This is a genomic window from Gemmatimonadaceae bacterium (assembly GCA_036273715.1).
Taxonomy (GTDB): domain Bacteria; phylum Gemmatimonadota; class Gemmatimonadetes; order Gemmatimonadales; family Gemmatimonadaceae; genus JADGGM01.
On the sequence record DASUHB010000068.1, the window covers coordinates 57,694 to 78,315 of the forward strand.

The window sequence follows — 20,622 nt, forward strand, 5'->3', positions numbered from 1 at the left end:
GGATCGACGCGTCATGCGCCGGAGTCATCTGCTGCGCCGGATCGCGATCGCCGTGCTCGTCGCGGTTGTCGTTCTCGTCGCCGTCGTGCCGACCGCGGCGCTGCTTGCTCTGCAGAACGGCGTGGTCGCCCGGTGGGCGGCCACGCGAGTGCTCGCGCTCGTCAATCCCTACAAGGGACGAGTGATCGCCGTTCACTCGGTGACGGGCGACTGGTGGAGCGGACTCACGCTGACCGGCGTGCGGCTGTTGCCGGCGGACCGGTCGCCGGCCCTCTCGATCGACACGGTCGAAGCGCGGTATGCGTCGTTGATCGACGTCGTGCGCGCGCGCTCGCTCTCGTCGCTCGCCATCGCGGGTCTCTCGGCGAGCGCGACGCAGTCGCGCGCCGGCATCTGGGATCTGTTGACGCCGTTCGCGCGCCCGCCGGCGCCGCCGCGCGCGCCTAACGCAAAAGCGCCGGCCACCTTCAGCGTCGGCCGCCTCACCATCCGGCGCGCCGCGCTCGTCGCGGCGCCGCGAGCGGACACGGCCACGGGCCGCCGCCACGCGCCGTACCGCCTGGACGACCTCCTGGTGTCGGCCCGCAACGTTCGGTTAGGCGCGGCCACCGCCGTGCGCCTGGACACCCTGCACGCGCGCATCGATCCGGCGACCCCCGGCCTGCCGCCCCTCGCCATCGACGCCGCCGGCACGCTGGCCGGCGGCCGCCTCGAGCTCGCGCGCATCACCGCGCGCGGCGGCGGCACGTTCGTCAGCGCACGTGGATCGCTGACGCTGCCCGACAGCGCGCATCCGCACCTCCGCAACGTCGACGTCGCGATCGATGCGCAACCGGTGCGATTCGCCGACCTCTCGATCCTCGTGGCGGGACTCGCACCGCACGAGTCGGCCACCGTCCATCTCGAGGCGCGCGGCGCCCTCGACACGCTGCGCGTGGCCGGCGTGGCGGAGATCGAACGCGGCGGACGCGCCACGATCGGCGGCGTCGTCACCACCAGCGCGACCAACGTGCTCGACTCGCTCGACGTGCGACTCGAGGATGTGAAACCCAAAGCCATACTGGCCAGCGCCACCGACACCGGCAGCGTGAGCGGCACGCTCGCCGTGCGCCTGCGCGGCCGGTCGCTCCGCACGGCCGACGGCGACGCCCAACTCGATCTCGCGCCCACGGTGCGCTACGGATCCTACACCGTGCGCGATCTCGCGGCGCGCGCGGTGATGACGCGCGGTGTCGTGCGCGCCACGCTGCATGGAACGCTGCGCCCGTGGAAGGTCGCGGCGACGGCCACGCTGTCTCCGTTCGACACCACGCGGGCGCACGACATCCGCGCGCACGTGGTCACGGTGGGCGCGCACCCCGCCGGCATCGATTCGGCCGACGTGCACGCCATGCTGCACGCGCGGACCGTCGCGTTTTCGCTCCGCGCCGCGGTGGCCGGCGGAACGGCGGCGGCCACCGGCGCCGCGACGCTCGGGACGCCGCTCGAATGGCGCGTGACTAACGGAACACTGTCGCGCGTCAACATCGCGCGCCTGACCGGTGACACCAGCGCCAGCGCGCTCACCGGCCGGTTCACGGCCGCCGGCCGCGGCACCTCGCTCGCGTCGGCGGTGGCGCAGACCCGCATCCACCTCGACCGGTCGACGTATCGCGCGATCCGCATCCGCCGCGCCGATGCCTCGGTCGCGGTGCGCGGCGGCGTCGCCACGCTTGCCGCGACGGCGTCACTCGACACGGGCACGGTGTCCCTCGACGCATCGGTCACGCCCGGCGGCGCGCACCCCGGCATCGTCGTGCGACGCCTCGCGTTCGCGCACGTGGATGCCGGCCCGCTCGCCGGCGACACCGCGCTCTCCACGGACCTCACCGGGTCGCTGGCCGGCCGCGCGGCGTGGCGGCCGGGCGCCGCTGCGGCAACCACCATCGCCGGCGCCGCCCGCCTAACGCTAGCGCCGTCGCGGGCCGGCACGCAACGCATCGATTCGGCGTCGGCCACCGTCGCCATCGGCCGCGGGACAGCGCGCTGGCACGCCGCCGCGTCTGGCCCGCACGCATCGCTCACGTTAGGCGGCACCGCGCGTCCGTTCGACCGGCAGCCGGTCTTCACCGTGGACACCGGCGCCATCCGCGGGCTCGATCTCGCCGGCTTCACCGGCCGCGCCGACCTCCACACCTCGATCGACGCCGCGCTCAGCGCGCGCGTGGCCGGCCTCGATCCGGGCGTCGCCCGATGGAACGCCAAGCTGAGCGTCGCGGCGTCCGTGGTCCGCGGCGTGAGCATCGACAGCATCAAGGTTGGCGTCGCCCTCGACAGCGGCACGCTCGCGGTCACCGCGGGAGTCGCGGCGCCGGACGGGCGCGGCAACGCCGCGATCCAGGGCCGACTCGTCACACCGGGGCCCAAGCGCCCGATCTCCCTCGATCGCATCCTGGCCGAGGCCGATCTCCAGCTCCACGCCCGCGGCTGGTGGCGACTCGCCGAAGCAGCGCCCGATACCGCGATCATGCTCGCCAGCGTCGACACGGTCACCCTCCCGCTCGACTCCGGCGTCGCGGCGCTCCGCCTAACGAACGGCCGCGTGGCGATCGACACCCTCGACGTGCGCAGCGTCCTCGGCACGCTCACCGGATCGGGACAGGCCGCCGTCGCGCGCCGCGCCGGCGCTCAACCGTCGAACCTCGAGCTGGTGGCCGACACCCGAGACCTCACGCCCATCGCGCAGGTCCTCGGATTGAACGTCCTCGGCGCCGACAGTGCGCGGCTCTCGCTCGCCCTCTCCGGCACCGCCGACACCCCACAGGTCCGCGTCCTCGCGCGCGCCCGCGGGATCGCATACAACAGCAATCGCGTCGACGCGCTCGAGGCGGACGTCAGAGCGGCGCTTCCCGGATTGCGTCGACTCTCCGGGACCAACGGAACCGTGCGCGCGACAGATGTCGCGTTTGCGGGCATCGCCGCTCGGGAGTTGAACGTGACGCTCGGGTACGCCGACCGCTCAGCCCGCGTGTCGGTCGCCGGCACGCTCGACGACGGAACCACCGCGTCGCTCGTCGCCGACGCGGTGCCGGATTCCATCCGCAGCGCGCTGCGGCTCGATTCCCTCGCCATCGATCACACCAAGTATCACTGGCGCCTCACGCATCCCGTGCCCGTTTCGTACGGCGCACGCTACGCGGTCAAGGACTTCGAGCTCACGTCCAACACCGGCCGCCGCATCGCGATCGATGGCTCCGTTGGTCGGACGGGCGCCGAGCACCTGACGGTGCGCGCCGATTCGGTATCGCTGGCGCCGCTGGCGCGTGCGTTAGGCTACCATGCCCTCGCCGGCGCGAAACTCGTCGGCCAGGCGACGCTCGATGGAACCGCCGCCGCGCCGCGGCTGCACGCCGACGCGACTGTCGTGCTGCCCAAGGCGCACGCCGACTCGGGCACCGTCCACGCGGTGATCGACTGGACGGCGAAACAACTCGCCCTAAATGGCGCGATGACGCCCGTGGACGGCCACCCGCTCCAGGTGCACGGGAACTTGCCGCTGCAGTTGTCCTTCGCCGCCGGCGGCGCGCCGATCTCGGTCGTCGAGAATGGGCCGGTCGATCTCCGCATCGCTGCGGCAGGCTTCGATCTCAAGACCATCGAACCGTTCCTCGACCCGCGCACGATCGACCAGGCGGGCGGCGCGCTGGCCATCGACGCGCACGTGAGCGGCGTGGCCGATGCGCCGCAGCTGAGCGGCACGCTCGGGCTGCACGGCCTGCTCCTCCGGCTGCCATCGTTGGGCGTGACATACGAGAAAGGCACCGTCGTCGCGCACATGGCGAACGACCGTCTCTCGATCGACACCGCGCAGCTGCGCTCGGAGGACGGCGCGGCTCGCCTAACTGGCAGCGTCATCCTTCGCCAGCTCACGCTCGGCCAGTTCGATCTACACGCATCGATGCACAAGTTCCGCGCGGTGTGGACCTCCGCGTACCAGGTGGTGGCATCGGGCGACGTCGCCTTCCAGGGCACCACCAAAGCGCCCGCGTTCTCCGGCGCGCTTCGAATCAACAACGGCACGCTCGATCTGTCGGCGACCGGATCGGGCGGCAGCGCCAAACCCGTGAACCTCACCGAAGCCGAGCTGCGCTCGATCGCAGCGCGCTTCGGTCAGGAAGTCGTGGTCCCCGGCGGCAAGCAGGCCACGCCGTTCTTCGACAAGCTCGCCCTCAACCTCAAGGTCACGACGGATCGCGATGCATGGGTACGCCGCCGCGCCAACCCGCAGTTGCAAATAGAGCTCAGCGGCACCGTGACGGCGCGCAAAGATCCGCGCGGGCCGCTACGGTTGTACGGCACGCTCGAGCCGATCGAGGGCCGCAGCTACGTGGCCGAATTCGGACGGCGCTTCACGGTGAGCGAAGGAACGCTGACGTTCAACGGGGCGCCGCAGCAGCTGCGCATGAACATCAAGACGCAGTACGTCGTCCCGTCCACCGGCGATCCTAACGCAGCCGAGGTCACGATCAATCTCGACGTGACTGGTACGCCGCAGCGCATCCGGCTGGAGCTCAGCTCGGATCCGCAGATGAGCAATTCGGACATCATTTCGTACATCGCCACCGGCCATCCCGAAGCCGCCGGCCTCGGCCTCGGCGGCAACAGCACCGGGTCGTCCAACCTCGCGCTCCAGGCGGGAACGTCGGTGGCCGTGAGCCAGCTGCAGGGCGTGATCGAAGGTGTGGGACAGGATCAGCTCCAGCTCGACGTGATCGAGATCCGGCAGGATGCCGTGCGCGGCGCCACGCTCGTGGCCGGCCGCTACGTCTCGCCGCGCGTCTACCTCGGCTTCGCCCAACCGTTAGGCTTCGGCCAGGCCGCCACCGATCAGGGGAACCAGAACCTGTATCCCGAAGCGCAGGTGGAGTACAACGCGTTCAAGTGGCTGGTCATGCGCCTCGAGGGAGGCGTGTCCGACATGCGGTTCCTCCTGCGCTCCCGCCACTCGTACTAACGGTGACGAGTCGCGCACGGTGGATCGCGTGCATTGCCGCGGCGGCGCTCTCCGCCGCGGCGCCGCCTGCCGCTGCGCAGCAAACGCCGATGGCGCTGCCCCCCGGCACCCGCGTGCGCTCGATCGACTTTCGATGGCTCCACGACCGCACCATCGACGCCGAGGACCTTCGCCAACACATCGCAACCGTGGCGCCCGAACCCGAAGGCATCTTCGGCAGAGTGCTCGACTTCCTCTTCCGCCGCGAAAAGCCGCCGATGCCCGCATTCGACCCGCTCGAGCTCGAGCGCGACGCCGTGCGCATCCGCGATTATTACCGGACCAACGGCATCCTGCACGCCAACGTCGGCTTCGAGGTCAAACCCGATACCAGCGACCGGCGCGTCGACGTCGTGTTCGTAATCGACGAAGGGAAGCCCACGCTGCTGCGCGCCGTGCGCATCGAGCCCGGCGACAGCTCCGGTGTCGACAGCGCGACGACGCTGCCTCCCGACATCATCCGGGCGGCGCGCCACGCCGTGGCGCCCGCGCGCAATCACCGCTTCGGCAGCGTCGAGGCATCCACAGCACAGCGCCGCACGCGCGTCGCGATGCGCAACCTCGGATACGCATTCGCCACCGTGTGGTCGCGTTCGCTCGTGGACACCACGGCCGACACGGCCACCCTCGAGCTGCGATTGCGAACGGGGCCGCGCGCCAAAATCGCGCGGATCGATGTCACCGGCAACGACCTGTTGAGCGATCACGTCATCAAGCGCGAGCTGCCGTTCCACGTCGGCAACTATTACACAGCCTCGGAAATGTCCAAAGGGCGGCGCTCGATTCAAGGGTTGGACATCATACGAGAGGCGCGTGTGGAGCTCGCGCCCGGGCAGAAGCCCGACAGCCAGGTCGCTATCAGAGTCACCGTCGCCGAGCAGCCGGTGCACGTCATCACCGGCGAAAGCGGCTACTCGTCGGAGAACGGCGCCACGGCGCAGCTGGTGTGGACGCACCGCAACTTCACGAACGATGCGCGCACGCTCACGACATCGTTAGGCACGTCCACGGCGTGGCTCGCTGTGGATCAGAACCCCGAGCGGTTCGTGCGCGGCGTGGCGACGCTCAAGCAACCGTACGTGTACACGCCCCCGCTCTCGGCGCTGCTCAGCCCCTTCGCCGAATACCGCGACGACTTCCGGGACCGATCGTGGGCCATCGGCTCCGATGCCACGCTGCTCTATCGGTTAGGCCCGGTGTTCTTGATGTCGCTCAAATACAGCATCAGCTCGCGCCGCGTGCTGCGGTACCGGAACGGCGACTTCTCGTCGGGACGCATCGACTTCCTCACGCTGCTCGCGCAGAACGCGCTGCTCGCCTCGCTCAAGACGACGACCCGGCGCAGCACGCTCACCCTCGACGCAACGCTCGGCGCGCTCGACAATGCGAACAACCCGCGCGATGGTTTCGTGTTGAGGCCGAGCATCGAATCGACGGCCGGCACGGCGTTGAACACGGCGGAATACACGCGGCTGGATCTGACCGGCGCCGCATACCACCCGATCAATCGACGCGTCGGCATCGCGGTGCGATTCAGCGCCGGCCGGCTCTATCCGCGCGGCAAGAGTCTCACCATCGAGGGCAGCGACTCCACGCTCAAGTTTCTCGAGCTCCGCGACGTCGCATTCACCGCCGGCGGCGCAGCCGATGTGCGGGGCTGGAGCAGCGGGCTCCTTGGTCCCAAGTTTCCCGACCTGCGCTTTCAAGTGCACGGCACGGATACCACTGCCGTCGCCACTGGCTACGTCCCGATCGGCGGTCTCGCGCGCGTCGCCGGGACCTTCGAGCTGCGCATGCCGTTCCCCGGGTTAGGCGACTCCTGGGGGACGCACGCGTTCATCGATGGCGGCCGCGTCTGGACGCCTGACCAACGCTTCAAGACGAGCTTCTCGCTGCCCGGCGATGATCGCTTCTTCACGTCGGTCGGCGCGGGCGTCGACTACCTGACGGTGATCGGGGCGGTGCGCGTCTCGATCGGCTACAAGCTCAACCCGTCGCTCGACGATGTTCGCGACCCGCAGAAAGTGCTCGATGCAATCATCGCCGGAACGCCGATCGCGGACGTTCCCACACAATGGTATCGGCGCTTTCAGATCCATCTCGCCCTCGGCACGGCATTCTGAACACTGCGCCCGCTGGCGGCGGGCTGCGCCGCTGTGCAGTTTCCTGCGCCGAAGATCTCACATCGCGATCCCTCTCCGATTTCGTCGAGGCTCGTCATGAAGCGCTGCTCGGTCTGCGCCCGTCTCATTGCGTTCACGATTGCCATCGTCGCCGGGCATTCGCCGGTGCACGCCCAGGGCGAGCTGCACGGCCTAACGCCAGGCCGCGATCCGCATCAGCCCATCGACTCGGCGTACACCGCGAAGATCAAGGAATACACGACGGAACCGTTCTTCACGTCGCCGCTCGTGGATTATCTGCCGGCGTCCAAGACGGTGCCGACACCGCAGGCCGTGTTGGGCGACATCGCCGGCGCGCGCGACAACCTGCCGTACTCCAAGCAGGTGTACGAGTACATGCGGCTGCTCGCCAAATCGAGTCCGCGCGTGCGCGTCTGGACCATCGGCACCACGGAAGAAGGACGCGAGATGATCGCGGTGGGCATCGCCTCCGAGGACATCTGGAAGAATCTCGATCGCAACAAGGCGAATCTCGCGAAGCTCGGCGACCCGCGTACCATCGGCATGAATGACAGTGTCGCCGCCAAGCTGATCCCCGAGACCGTGCCCGTGTACTACATCACCGGCACCATTCACTCGACGGAATCGGGTGCGCCCACCGCGCTCATGGAGCTCGCCTACCGTCTCGCCGTGGATGAAAGCCCGTACGTCGCGAACATCCGCGATCACCTCATCACGCTCATCACGCCGATCGTCGAAGTCGATGGCCGCGATCGGCTGGTCGACATCGTGCGCTGGCACATGGCCCATCCGAACGATACGCCCCTCCCCCTCATCTACTGGGGACATTACGTCGCCCACGACAACAACCGCGATGCAATGGGCGTGACGCTCAAGCTGACACAGAACGTGATGAACACGTACGTCGCGTGGAACGCGCAGGTGTTGCACGACCTGCACGAGTCGGTGCCGTACCTCTATGACAACACTATCGGCGACGAACCATACAACGCCTGGATCGATCCGCTCCTCGCCAACGAATGGCAGATGATCGGGTGGAACAACGTGCAGGAGATGACACGCTTCGGCATGCCGGGCGTGTTCGCCCACGGCGATTTCGACACGTGGTCGCCGGGCTACTTGATGTTCATTGCCGCGCTGCACAACGGCATCAGCCGGTTGTACGAGACGTTCGGCAACGGCGGCACCGCCGAGACGCTCGAGCGCACGCTCTCGGCGGACGAGACGGCAAAGACCTGGTATCGCCAGGATCCGCCGCTGCCGCGCGTGAAATGGTCGCTCCGCGACAACAACAACTACGAGCAGACCGGCCTTCTCGTCTCACTCGAATACTTTGCCGATAATCGCCAGCTCTTCCTCGAGAACTTCTACACGAAGTCCAAGCGTTCCATCCTCAAGGCCAGGACCGAAGGCCCGGCGGCCTACGTGCTGCCGGCGGATGATCCCCGGTTAGGCGCACAGGCGGACCTGTTGCGCGTGATGCAGCGCCAGCACGTCGAGGTGTCGCGCGCCACGGCGCCGTTCACCGTGCGCGTACCGGCGCCGCACGCCGCGCCGGCGGGCGGGCGCGCCCAACGCGGAAGCCATCCCGCCGACACGACGGCCGCCGCCAAGACGGAAACGCGGACCTTCCCCGCCGGCAGCTACATCATTCGCATGGACCAGCCGTACTCGCGCATCGCGGACGCGATTCTCGACTACCAGTACTGGTCGCCGGACGACCCGCAGAAGCATCCGTACGACGACACGGGGTGGACGTTCCCCGAAGGCTTCGCCGTGGAATGCGTGCGCGTGGTGGACACCGCCGTGCTGCGCGCGCCGATGACGCGCGTGACCAACGACATCACCGCGCCGGGCGGCATCCACGGCGCCGGCTCGACGTTCGCGATCGACAACACCGGCGACAACGCGCTGATCACCCTGCGCTATCGGCTCAAGTCCGCCGACATCCGCGTGGCCGAAGAGGCATTCGACGCCGCGGGACATCACTTCGCGCGCGGCTCGATGCTGGTGAGCGGCGTGAGCCGCGACGACCTCGGCCATGCGGCGACGGCGTTAGGCATCCAGCCCTACGGACTCCGCGCCGTGCCCAACGTGAAGACGCACCCGGCGCGCGCGCCGCGCATCGCCATCGTGCACCCGTGGGAAGGCACGCAGACCGAAGGATGGTGGCGGCTGGCGTTCGACGGACAACACGTGCCGTACGAATACATCAGCACGCAAACCGTTGCCGCGACCGCGGACCTCAACGCCAAGTACGACGTGATCGTCTTCCCGCCGGCCGGCTACAGCATCAATTCGATCATCGCCGGCATGCCGATGTGGCGAAATCCGATGCCGTGGAAAACGACGCCCGAAACGCCCAACATCGGCCGCCTCGATTCCACCAGCGACATCCGACCCGGACTCGGCTACGACGGCATCGAGCACCTCCAGCGCTTCGTGAAGAACGGAGGCCTGCTCATCACCGCCGGGGACATCTCGGATCTCGCGATGCAGACCGGGCTGACCAACGGTGTGAGCAGCGAGTCGCCGCGGTCGCAGGAAGTGGTGGGCAGCCTGCTGCGCACGCGACTGGTGGATGCCGCGAGCCCCATCGCGTACGGCATCAAGGACAGCCTGGCCGTGTACAGCGACGACGGCGAGAGCTACGGCGTGAGCAACTTCTACGGCGGCCGCGGCCGGCGGCGCCGGTTAGGCGGCGAGAGCATCACGCGCGAAACCGGGCGCGGGACCGCCGATGAGTCGGAAGCGGTGCAGGGCCGGCCTCCGCTCACGCCGGACGAAGAGCGTCCCGCGGAGCCGCACGTCGAGCCGTGGCAGGCGGCGCCGGTCACCGATGAGCAGACGCGCAACGCCCTCGACCTCGTCCCGCCCGATCAGCGCCCGCGCGTCATTCTGCGCTATGCGGACCGGCAGAACCTGCTCGTGTCGGGCTTGCTGGACGGCGGCAGCGACATCGCCGACCGCCCGGTCGTGATCGATGCGCCGTTAGGCAAGGGACACGTGGTGTTGTTCGCCAACAACCCCGTGTACCGCGGCGAGACGATCGGGAGCTACACGCTCGTCTTCAACGCCATCATGAACTGGGACGACCTGAACGCCGGCCGCCGCCTGGATGCTCGTTAGGCAGCGGCAGGCGATGCTGTGCCGTTCACGCGGCGCAGCCAGCGCCAGTGCACCGCGAACAGGACGATCGCTGCCAGCAGCAGCAATCCGTTGGTCACCAACGACTTGTCGGTGTCGTAGCGCACGTGCGCGAGACGGTCGCTCACCCGCGCTTCGTACACCGCCCGCAATACGGAATCCGGCAAGGTCCGCGTCGAATCCCGGGTGATGCGCACGGGGCCGACGCCGCGATCCACGATGGTCGCCTTGTACGCAGCAAACGAGGTCAGCGATTCGCCAAACACGCTGTTCGACTGGAGTGGATTGGCGCGGTCGAACATCGTGCCGATGATCGAGGAGATGGTGATGAGGCCGACGACGATGGCCAGCAGGCACACGGTGAATCCATAGAACTGCGGTATACGGTTAGGCTTTTCCACGGTGTCTCCGCGAAGCGCGAGGGTGAACGACCCGAACAACCAGGAAAGGAGAAGCAGAGCTACAAACAGGAAGCCGGCCGCGTCTGGGCACGAACCCTGGCCGACATCAGAGGCGAACGCATGCCGTTCATGTGTCAAGGCGGGTAGGATGTGGTCTTCGACGCCACGATGCCAGGCCTTGGGCGCACCAATATGACGCGCCCGCGGCCCGTTAGGAAGAGCACCTTCGGTCGCGCGACCAAAACGGGCCCTCGGCCGATGCGCAACTAATTGTCCACACACTGCGCAAGCTTCTTCACACCTTCGCGGATCTCGTGAGAAGTGACCCCGCCGTAGCCAAGGATGAGCCCGCCCCGCGCGGGCCGCTTGAAATAGCAACCGGAGAGCGGCGTGACCAGAATGCTCCGTGCCGCCGCCCGGCGTGCGACGGCCTCGTCGCTCATCCCCCGCGGGAGCATCACCGCCAGATGGAGCCCCGCCGCCGCGCCGATGACCTCGAGGCCGTCGCCGACCTCCTCCCGTAAGGCATCGACCAACGCCTGCCGCCGTTCCATGTACACCATGCGCATGCGCCGGATGTGACGGGCGAAATGCCCCTCGCGGATGAAATCGCTCACGACCGCCTGATAGAGCGTCGATGAGAACACGTCGAACGCATCGCGCATCGCCGAGAACGCCGGGATCAGGTCCTTGGGCACGACGACATAGCCTAACCGGAGGGCCGGGAACAGCACCTTGCTGAACGTGCCGACGTAGATCACCCGCGCGTCGGTGTCCATGCTGTGGAGCGACGCGATCGGCCGGCTGTCGAACCGGTACTCGCTGTCGTAGTCGTCCTCGATGATCCAGGCGCCGGCGCGCGAGGCCCAGTCGAGCAGCGTCATGCGCCGGGTCGCGCTCATCGTCACGCCTAACGGATGCTGGTGCGAGGGCGTGATGTACACCGCCCGCGCGGTCGGCGCCGCGCGGGCGCCGCGAGCGACGTCGAGCCCTTCGTCATCCACGGGAACCGGGATCATGCGCGCGCCCGCCGCCAAGAGCGCCTGCCGCGCGCCGGGATACGCCGGATCTTCCACCCACACCCGATCGCGCGCGTCGAGCAGCACCCGCGCCGCGACCAACAATCCCTGCTGCGATCCCGTCGTCACCATGATCTGCGACGCATCGCACCGCACCGCGCGCGCCGCGCCAAGGTACTCCGCGATCGCCTCGCGCAGCGACCGGTCGCCCATCGGATCGCCGTACGCCATCATCGCGCGCGTCACGCGGCGCGCGTGCCGGTTCACGAGCCGCGCCCACACCGCGGTCGGGAACTGGTCCAGCGCCGGCAGGCTGATGCGGAACGCACCCGGATTGCCTAACCACGACTGGTCGGTCTGGAAAATCGTGCCCGCCAACCGCGACCCGCGGCGCGGCCCCGCTCCGTTAGTCGGGCGGACCGCGCCGTGGCGCGCGGCCGGTCTGCCGATGAGCGGCGTGCGCTCGGGTATCGACCTGGCAACACACGTCCCCGCCCCGACGAACGTCTCCAGATACCCCTCGGCGTGCAGTTGCTCGTACGCGCCCAACACCGGGATGCGCGACACGCCGAGCTCGGTTGCGAGCTGGCGCGTGGACGGCACGCGCTGCCCCGGCTTGAGCTGGCCCGCCAGGATCGCCGCCTGAAACCACTCGTACACCTGTCGATACAGGGGCGTGCGCCGTCGCGCGTCGATCGCGACCGGCGGCACGAAGCTCGGAGCCAAACGCGACATGCCGGATCCTTGAAAGTGGTCATATCAGTTTGCGCCTAAGCGGTTATTGAGGCAAGCCACTCGCGGTCCTATTCTGCACCGTGAAGCCGGCGGCCGCTCGCCGCGGCCGCGTCCGCCTAACTACACCGGAGCCGCTGATGACGGCGTTCGCCAGAGTCGCCTGGAGTCTCACAGCATGCGCGGTTGTCACGCTCGCTTCGCGTGCCGGCGCGCAGACGGCCGACACGATGGCGACGTGCACGCCCGCCTGCCCCGCGCCGCATCAGGCGCTCAGCGACGCCTGGTGGACCGGTCCATTGCTCGCGCCCTCCGCGGGTACGCTGACACCCGGACACTTTCTCATCGAGCCGTACTTCTACGATGTGCGTGCCGGACAGGCGAACAGCTACGGAACGCTCACCTACGTTCTCTACGGGCTCGTCGACGGCTTCACCATCGGCGCGTCGCCGACCGCCGGATTCAACACCGCGGGGGGAGCGCCGAGCAGCTCCGGCGTCGGGTTAGGCGACGTGAGTGCGATCGCCCAACTTCGGCTCCTCCGCCATCGGCCAGGAAGCTGGCTTCCGGCGACCGCCTTCAACGTGACCGAGACTTTCCCCACCGGCCGCTACGACCGGCTCGGCGCGCGCACGAGCGATGGATTCGGCAGCGGCGTCTACAGCACCACCCTGTCGCTGTACACGCAGAGCTACTTCTGGCTGCCTAACGGCAGGATCCTGCGGATGCGGGTCAATGTGTCGCAAGGATTCTCGAGCACGGCGTCAGTGCACGGCGTGAGCGTGTACGGCACCGACGCTGCGTTCCACGGTACCGCGACACCCGGCGCGACATCGGTGGCCGACGTTTCCTGGGAGTACAGCCTCACTCGCGGCTGGGCCCTCGCGCTCGAATTCAACGATCGATATCAGGCGGCGACACGCGTGCGCGGTGCGGAGCTCGCGGCCAGTCCGCTCATCGAGCCGAGCCACCACGACGCGCCCGCGGCCGACGCCTTCGCGATCGCGCCGGCCGTCGAATACAGTTGGACGCCGAATATCGGCGTGCTCTTGGCGTTGCGCGTCATCCCGCAGGGGCACAATACCACGCGATCGATCACGCCGGCGATCGCCATCAACATCGTGCGCTGACCGTCGTTAGGACGTGACGGACGACACGCCTCCGCCGGCGTCGCCGCCATCCACCTTCCGTGAGGCAGGCGTCGCTACTCGGCTCGCAGCGCCTCCAACGGGTCGACGGACATCGCACGCCGGGCCGGAACGAAACACGCCACCGCGCTCACGGCCAGCAGCACGATCGGCACCGCCGTGAACGTCACCGGATCGTATGGCGACACGCCAATGAGCAGCGATGACAGCAGGCGCGCAGCGGCAGCCGCGATCAACACTCCAGCAACAGCGCCCACGATTGCCATCGCCATCCCCTGGCGAACAACGAGCGCCAGCACGTTCGTCCTCCGCGCGCCGAGCGCGGTGCGAATGCCGAATTCGCGCTCGCGCGCTGTCACCGAGTACGCCATGATGCTGTAGACGCCGAGCGCCGCGAGGATGAGCGCGAACGCCGCGAACGCGGCAGTAAAAAAAAGCGGTAGCCGCTGACGAGCGAGCATGTTGGCCAGTACCGCATCCATGGTTTCCACTCCGGCCGACGGCATCGGCAGCTCGGGATCGAGCTGATGGAGAACGGCTCGAATTGCCGGCACGAGTATCCGTGGATCGCTGTCACTCCTAACGACAATCGTGCCCCAGCGCTGCGGGCGCTGCAGCGACGAGAGGTACACGGTCGGCGGCGCCTCCTGCCATGGGAATGCGCGCACGTCCCCAACCACGCCGACGATTTCGATCGACGGCGCGTGTTGACCGCCGAGTCGGATGCGTTGGCCGAGTGCGCTCGCACCGGGCCAGAGATGGCGCGCCATGCCGTCGTTGATCACCGCCACTAACGGCGCATCGGCTCGATCCCGGCGCGTGAGTATGCGCCCGGCGTGGAGCGGAATCGACATTGCCGCGAAGTAGTCGGGCGAGACGGTCACCCGGCTCGCCATGTTGGAAGCGCGCGCGTCGTTCGGCAGGCCATCGATGAAGAGCGAGTCCGCGCCGCCGGCGGTGTAGCCCTGCCACGGCGCGACCACCACCGTCCCGGCGGCGCGCACGCCCGGGAGCGCGCGCACGCGCGTGAGGAATTGATCGAAGAACGCCGTTTGTCGCGAGGAATCCTGGTACGGCGGCGGCGTCAGCGCCACGGTGAACGTCAGGACGTGCCGGCTCGTGTCGTACCCGACACCCGTGTGCTCGAGCGCCGACAGCGTGCGGCCGAGCAGACCGGCCGCGACGAGGAGCACGACAGCGAGCGCGACCTGCGTCGCGACAAGCAGCTTCCCCGCCCGCCTGACGGTACGGCCGCCCGACGCCGTGCGGCTCACCGACGCGAGGGAGCCCTGAAGGTCGAACCGGGTGCCGATCAGCGCGGGGGCGAGCCCGAACGCCAGCGCGCACGCAAGCGTCACGCCTAACGTGAAGCCCAACACGGTGAGATCGATATGCGCCGGCGCCAGCGACGGCATCACCGCCCGACCGGCCACTACGAGCAGCGGTGTCGCCCAGTACGCGAGCGCGACGCCGAGCACGCTGCCGCCGAGGGCGAGCACGACACTCTCGGTGAGGAGCTGCCTCACCAACCGTCCGCGTCCCGCGCCCAACGCGGCGCGCGCCGCGAGCTCCCGCTGCCGCGCCAACGCGCGCGACAGAAATAGTCCCGCCAGATTCACGCATGCCAGTACGAGGACGAGCACGGCCGCCGCCATTACAGCGAGCAGTGCCGGACGAATGGGACCCGCCAGGTCGTCGTGCAACGGCACAGCGGCAACCGGCGACTCATCGAGCAGCGCCGGATGTGCGTCTCGGATGCGGCTCGCCGTGACCTCGAAAGCGGTTCGCAGCTGGGTGACCCCGATGCCATTGGCCATCCGCCCAACGGCCCGGTAGGCCCGCCGGTGCTCGGCGGCCACGGGATCGGCGAATAGCGATCGAGGGTCGAGCGGGAACCACACCGCCGGCGATCGATCGGGCGAGACGAATCCCGGTGGGAGAATACCGACCACCGTGACCACCTGAGCGTTGAGTCGGATGTCGCGTCCGATGATCGACGAGTCGCCGCCAAAGTTTTGTTGCCAGATGGGATAGGTGAGCACGGCAACCGGCGCCGCGTCGGGCCCGACATCGCGCGAATCGATGGTACGCCCGAGCCACGGCCGTACGCCTAACACATGGAAGAAGTCGGGCGTGACCTGGACGCTTTCCCATTGTTCGGTGCTCCGGTCGCCCACGTAGGTCACGCCGCCGAACCAGCCCCAGACACCGACGCCGGTCAATGCGCGCGACTGCTGCACGGCGGAAATCTCGACCGGTGTCAACATGCCTTGAGCGTTGGGCTTTCCCGGGGCGGTGCCGTAGAGCCGTACCAGCCGATCCGGCTCGCGGTACGGCAGCCGGGCCAGCAGCACCGAGCGCACCACGGAAAACACCGCGGTGTTGGCACCGATGCCGAGCGCGATCGTCATGAGCACGACGAGCGCGAAGAACGGCGCTCGCCGCACGCCGCGCCAAAGTACGCGTGCATCCTGCCATGCTTCGGCCATCCACTCGGCTCGTCCGTCAGCGCGCTGTGACGCGCGATCCACCGACGCGCAGTACCGCCGCGTCTCGTCGAGATTCCCGAACTCGGCGAGGGCTTGCCGCCGCGCATCAACTTCTCGCATGCCCTGCTCGACGAGCTCGGCGGTGCGCATGTCGAGATCGAAGCGGATCTCGTCATCGACGTCGGCGCGGATCCGCCCGGCGGAGCGCCAGGGCAGCTGAAAGAGCCGTCGGTCAGTGAGGCGAGCCATCGGGGCGCCCTCCGCGGTGCGCGATGCCTAAACGGGACCGAGCACCGCCTGCAATGCGTCGATGTAGGTGTGGAGCTGTTTGCGTTCGGCGCGCAGCTGCGTGCGGCCGAGCGCGGTGAGTTCATAGCAGCGGGCGCGCCGATTCGTGTCGGTGAGTTTCCACGACGACCGCACCCACTTCTTGTGTTCGAGGCGGTGGAGGGCCTGGTAGAGCGCGGCGCTCTCGATGGCGATGGCGCCTTGGGAGCGTTCGCGCACGAAGCGGGCGATGCCGTAACCGTGCATGGGGCGCCAGGCGAGCGTCCGCAAGATGAGCACGTCGACGGTGCCCTGCATGAGGTCGAGCGAGCGAGCGGTCATGGGCGATAGGTAACGCTGTGATATGTCACCTTATTACCTATGCACAATATCAGTGCCCAACTCGGGCGTCAAGCGATGCGATGGGTAGCGTGCCTCCTTCTCCCGGTATAGTCGCCGCTATTCGATCGAGGCCGATGCGCAGGTTGAGCAGGCGGCGTCGAGTCGCTCAGCGCTTCCGTCTCGAGTTATTTGGGAGCGTCTCGCGGCCCGACAACCGGGCAGGATAAGCCGAGAAATGTCGAGGTAACATCCGTTCCTACTATAAGTATAGCTGCGTAGGTTGGGTTGGATGGTAACGGACATTCCCCGTCGACTGCGCTTCAGAGGGTTAGGCTAATGGCGATGAGGTTCGTTGCATTCCGCGTCGGTGCGGTAGAGTCTGCCAGAGGCCACAGTGACTCCGAGCGCGCCGATCGTTCCACCTTACACCCTAACGGCGCGTCGGAACCTGCCTCGATCGCATTGACGGACAGCGAGGTTACTTCGAGATAGTGCGAGTGTCCGTTAGACGGCAGATGGAACTTGGCATCCGCAAAGTTGACGGCGATCCATTTCGACGCTCTGCCGCTCAGCAGCCACTGAACGCGATCGACATCACCAGTGCCCTCGGCGAAACGCGGGGTCGGGTCAAAGCGTGTGGCCGCCGCATGTGCAATTCTGCCGCGATCTGGCGTCTAACAGAGACAGATGGTATTTCTGGTCTCAACAGCAGTCCGTGGACGCGATGTAACGGAGAACGTACCAATGACGCGAACCTGGCCGGCGTTGCTCCTGCTGTGGATGTATCCGAGCGCGAACAGGACTTCGTCCGTGGCACCGGCCACCATGCTCGCCGCCGATCCGTTGGTCGGCTGTTATCGGATGATACGACCCACGCCGGCGTCCCCGGCCGATAAACGCATTCCGATGCCGCCGCCATTCCGACTGGACTCCATACTCGGAACAGGGACCTTCGATTGCGCCCAAACGCGCGTTGTGTGGGCCTCGACGCCGCAACGGTACTTCGCCCGGCCCATTTCCTGGACGCGCGTCGGAAGGGATTCGATCACGATTGTGTTTAGCAACGGGTTCGGTGGATTGGTCGCGCAAGTCGGAATACATGGGACTACGATGCGCGGAACAGCGTCGACCTTTTCGGACATGAAGACTGGCGCTCCGGATCCAACCACGGCCGTCACCCTGGTGAGGATTCCGTGTCCGCTGCCGCCGCTCGATTCTGCAGCGCTCGCGATGCATCCGCCGCCAGGCACGCAGCGCTCCAGACTCACCACGCAGGCAGACTGGGACTCGCTGCCCGTCGGCGACACGACGCGCGTATTCCTACGAGATTCCGTAGCGTGGATAAACCAACTGAGCCAGACTCAAATTCGGTGGTACGCTTCCGACACGACGATAGCGACGATCGATTCGAGCGGCTTGGTCCGCGCCAAGAAAATCGGAAGAACGACGATCATCGCGCGTGCGCCCCATCGCATTGCCGAGCACAGCATCGACGTCGTGTCGCTGCACCTCACGCAGATCAACACTGGTGTCGACGGGACGTGCGGTGTCACGACACGGGGCGATGCCGTTTGTTGGGGCGGCTGGCCACTTTCGAACGCACGGGACGGCAGGCTCCCGACCCCGCTCGAGGGTGCGCCACGCCTAACGACAATCAGTGTCGGATTCTCGTTCTTCTGCGGACTTGATGGCACGGGCATGGTGTATTGCGGAGGTGAGAATACCGCTGGCCAGCTCGGCCTGGGCTATGTCAACTCGTACCTGCGCGGTGGCACCGTCAAAGCAGCCGGCCTGCCATCGTTCACGCTCGTCTCCGCCGGCGTCGGCTACGCCTGCGGTATCGCCGGCGACTCCACGGCGTATTGCTGGGGATCGAATGCCGACGGCCAGTTAGGAACCTTGTCCGTTCTCGCGGAGCGGTGCCATGAGATGTTGAAAATCGTCCCGTGCAGCTCGACTCCGATCCGCGTTTCACCGACGTTGCACTTTCGCGATCTCGCGGCCGGCTTTGCGCACACGTGCGGGGTCCTAACGGATGCGACCATCGTGTGTTGGGGCGACAACCGCGATGGTCAGTTAGGCAACGGCTCGCATCGGTCCAGCCCAACACCAGTTCGCGTTGCCAGCGACGCGCATTTCTCCAGCGTCACCGTCGGCGGCAAACACACCTGTGCCGTGACGAGCGACGGACACGGCTACTGCTGGGGCAGCAACCAGTTCGGCGAGTTGGGCTCCGGCGATACCGATGCCGATCACGATGTACCGACGCCGATCGCGGGGGACGCGCGCTACCGCACGCTCTCTGCGACCGGTGATGCCGACACCTGCGGCCTAACGCAGGCCGGCGCAATTCAGTGCTGGGGGTCGTCGCAAGGCGGCGGGGTGAGCCCCCTGAGGGCGACAGAGCATTGCACCAATGGTGCGGGCGATGTGTGGCCATGCGCACGACGGCCTGTTTCACTGGGCGGCGGAGAGAACCTCGTCGTCCTCGCACGATCGCTCGGGGGTGCCATGTGTGGCCTCGATGCGCAAGGTCGCCCGTTCTGCTGGGGAGGATCATGGACCGCGGGTAATCCCTACGCCTGCGGCGAACCGACGCCGCCCGTGCTCGTCGGCGGCGGACCGAGCGCCCTGTGGCTACGGCAATCGACAACTGCGCAGCCCTGACCCAAAGTCTTGACACTTGGAGGGGGAATGCGCGCTCGGTTCGCAGCACTGAATTTTGCGACAAGCGCCGTCGGCCATTCCGCACCGGCGCAGGCGACTACAATCACCGCTCCTTCCCGCGATCACCTACCCGAACTCACACAGGGCTGGCAGGCCGCGTCGGTGCTCGGGTCTCTCCCGCGCCGAGCAATGGCCGCCGGCGGCATTGAGCTGAGAGTGTGGGGCGGGTACGGCCTCGTCCGTCAATCGGTTGTGCGTGTGATTATCCGTCGCGACGATAGCAAGAGAAATTCGATCATGGGACGGCGCGTGCCGTCACGGCATGCCAAGCCGTTTTCCGTCGCGGCTATGCGACGAAATCGCAAACCTCGCGATCAACATTTGAGGAGCCAAGCAAGACGCCGCGCCTAACAACGAATTGTCAGGCGGGGCAACTCGTTTAACCCTAAGAAGATATCTCGACTGGCGACTGGCGTCCCTCATCTGGCGTATCATTGGCACGTCCCCAAGTTTAGCTCCAACGAATCAAGCCGCCTAACACCCAGCAATGAGTGCAAATACTAAGGCGACAGACCAGCGGAAGGCATTCCGAGTATCCAGGTCGTACGCCAGTTGGAGCGCCAAACCGGCAGGGAACGCGGCAACTATACCGACGAGTATCGCCCCAAGCCTGCGGCGCGTCCATGGACGCACTAGACCAACAACCAAGCCAGCCGATATTCCACTCGCGAAGTACGCCGCGATCACAAGCCACAGTTGTGACCCCGCGATCTCGCCCACGGATCCACAGGTGCTCCCCGTTGCGGTTTTGCGCGATTCCTTGGTGGCTGATCTAGATGACTGAAGTTACCCAACAGGGGCCATGTCAGCGACAGCTTCCTTTCGTCGGTTTGGTCACCAGCTAAAGCCGACATAGTTGAAAAAACCATATTTGTGGCGCATTGCACGTAACCTTTTGTAGAAGAACACCCAAATTTGGGCAATAACATACTTGACACACCGCGCCGCAAGAGCCCATGATTAGGCGCAAGTATGGCGGTTGTCTCTATGCTTCGTTCCTCAACGCCTCTCGGGTTATGCGCAACAACAAGCCACTAGACGTTAGTCACTGAGGATTTGATGGGTACAGACGGTGCAGCTTGACCCGGGCTTTCTCATTGGTGAATTGCCAGGTGATCGTCGCCTTCTCCTTATTGCGGCGGGTTTCGTACGCGGCCAGGAGCGTGCGCAGCGT

The 20,622-nt window shown here is 67.2% G+C and carries 9 protein-coding genes; 5 read left to right on the top strand and 4 right to left on the bottom strand.

Going from position 1 to position 20,622, the window contains the following annotated elements; translation table 11 throughout:
* The first annotated feature begins 13 nt into the window (after positions 1-13).
* The 3 genes from VFW04_15920 (at position 14) to VFW04_15930 (ending at position 10,305) form a co-directional block, all read left to right on the top strand.
* On the top strand, positions 14-4,993 hold the full coding sequence (locus VFW04_15920; protein ID HEX5180818.1) for a translocation/assembly module TamB domain-containing protein: 4,980 nt from the start codon (positions 14-16) through the stop codon (positions 4,991-4,993).
* Between the two features lie 2 nt (positions 4,994-4,995).
* The gene (locus VFW04_15925) at positions 4,996-7,155 is read left to right on the top strand and encodes a BamA/TamA family outer membrane protein (GenBank protein HEX5180819.1); all 2,160 of its coding nucleotides are present in this window, start codon (positions 4,996-4,998) and stop codon (positions 7,153-7,155) included.
* A 96-nt stretch (positions 7,156-7,251) separates the two neighbouring features.
* Positions 7,252-10,305: a M14 family zinc carboxypeptidase gene (locus tag VFW04_15930; protein HEX5180820.1), complete on the top strand. Its 3,054-nt coding sequence runs from the start codon at positions 7,252-7,254 to the stop codon at positions 10,303-10,305.
* On the opposite strand, the gene VFW04_15935 is transcribed toward VFW04_15930, so the two are convergent.
* Both VFW04_15935 and VFW04_15940 read right to left on the bottom strand, forming a co-directional pair.
* Complete coding sequence (locus tag VFW04_15935) at positions 10,302-10,724, bottom strand: hypothetical protein (protein ID HEX5180821.1); 423 nt, start codon at positions 10,722-10,724, stop codon at positions 10,302-10,304. The genes VFW04_15930 and VFW04_15935 overlap by 4 nt on opposite strands.
* 266 nt (positions 10,725-10,990) lie before the next feature.
* On the bottom strand, positions 10,991-12,478 hold the full coding sequence (locus VFW04_15940; protein HEX5180822.1) for a PLP-dependent aminotransferase family protein: 1,488 nt from the start codon (positions 12,476-12,478) through the stop codon (positions 10,991-10,993).
* Positions 12,479-12,558: 80 nt separating this feature from the next.
* On the opposite strand from VFW04_15940, the gene VFW04_15945 reads away from it, so the two are divergent.
* On the top strand, positions 12,559-13,605 hold the full coding sequence (locus tag VFW04_15945; protein ID HEX5180823.1) for a hypothetical protein: 1,047 nt from the start codon (positions 12,559-12,561) through the stop codon (positions 13,603-13,605).
* A 74-nt stretch (positions 13,606-13,679) separates the two neighbouring features.
* Here VFW04_15945 and VFW04_15950 read toward each other — a convergent pair whose 3' ends face one another.
* On the bottom strand, positions 13,680-16,361 hold the full coding sequence (locus VFW04_15950) for an ABC transporter permease (GenBank protein HEX5180824.1): 2,682 nt from the start codon (positions 16,359-16,361) through the stop codon (positions 13,680-13,682).
* A gap of 27 nt (positions 16,362-16,388) precedes the next feature.
* A complete protein-coding gene (locus tag VFW04_15955; GenBank protein HEX5180825.1) occupies positions 16,389-16,721 on the bottom strand; it encodes a PadR family transcriptional regulator in 333 nt (110 codons plus the stop codon).
* A 1,140-nt stretch (positions 16,722-17,861) separates the two neighbouring features.
* Here VFW04_15955 and VFW04_15960 point away from each other — a divergent pair.
* Positions 17,862-19,388: an Ig-like domain-containing protein gene (locus VFW04_15960; GenBank protein HEX5180826.1), complete on the top strand. Its 1,527-nt coding sequence runs from the start codon at positions 17,862-17,864 to the stop codon at positions 19,386-19,388.
* Positions 19,389-20,622 lie beyond the last annotated feature (1,234 nt).

Coding starts and splice junctions, on each gene's coding strand:
- VFW04_15920 (HEX5180818.1), top strand. CDS start 14: ATGCGCCGGAGTCATCTGCTGCGCCGGATCGCGATCGCCGTGCTCGTC.
- VFW04_15930 (HEX5180820.1), top strand. CDS start 7,252: ATGAAGCGCTGCTCGGTCTGCGCCCGTCTCATTGCGTTCACGATTGCC.
- VFW04_15940 (HEX5180822.1), bottom strand. CDS start 12,478: ATGTCGCGTTTGGCTCCGAGCTTCGTGCCGCCGGTCGCGATCGACGCG.
- VFW04_15950 (HEX5180824.1), bottom strand. CDS start 16,361: ATGGCTCGCCTCACTGACCGACGGCTCTTTCAGCTGCCCTGGCGCTCC.
- VFW04_15955 (HEX5180825.1), bottom strand. CDS start 16,721: ATGACCGCTCGCTCGCTCGACCTCATGCAGGGCACCGTCGACGTGCTC.
- VFW04_15960 (HEX5180826.1), top strand. CDS start 17,862: ATGAAGACTGGCGCTCCGGATCCAACCACGGCCGTCACCCTGGTGAGG.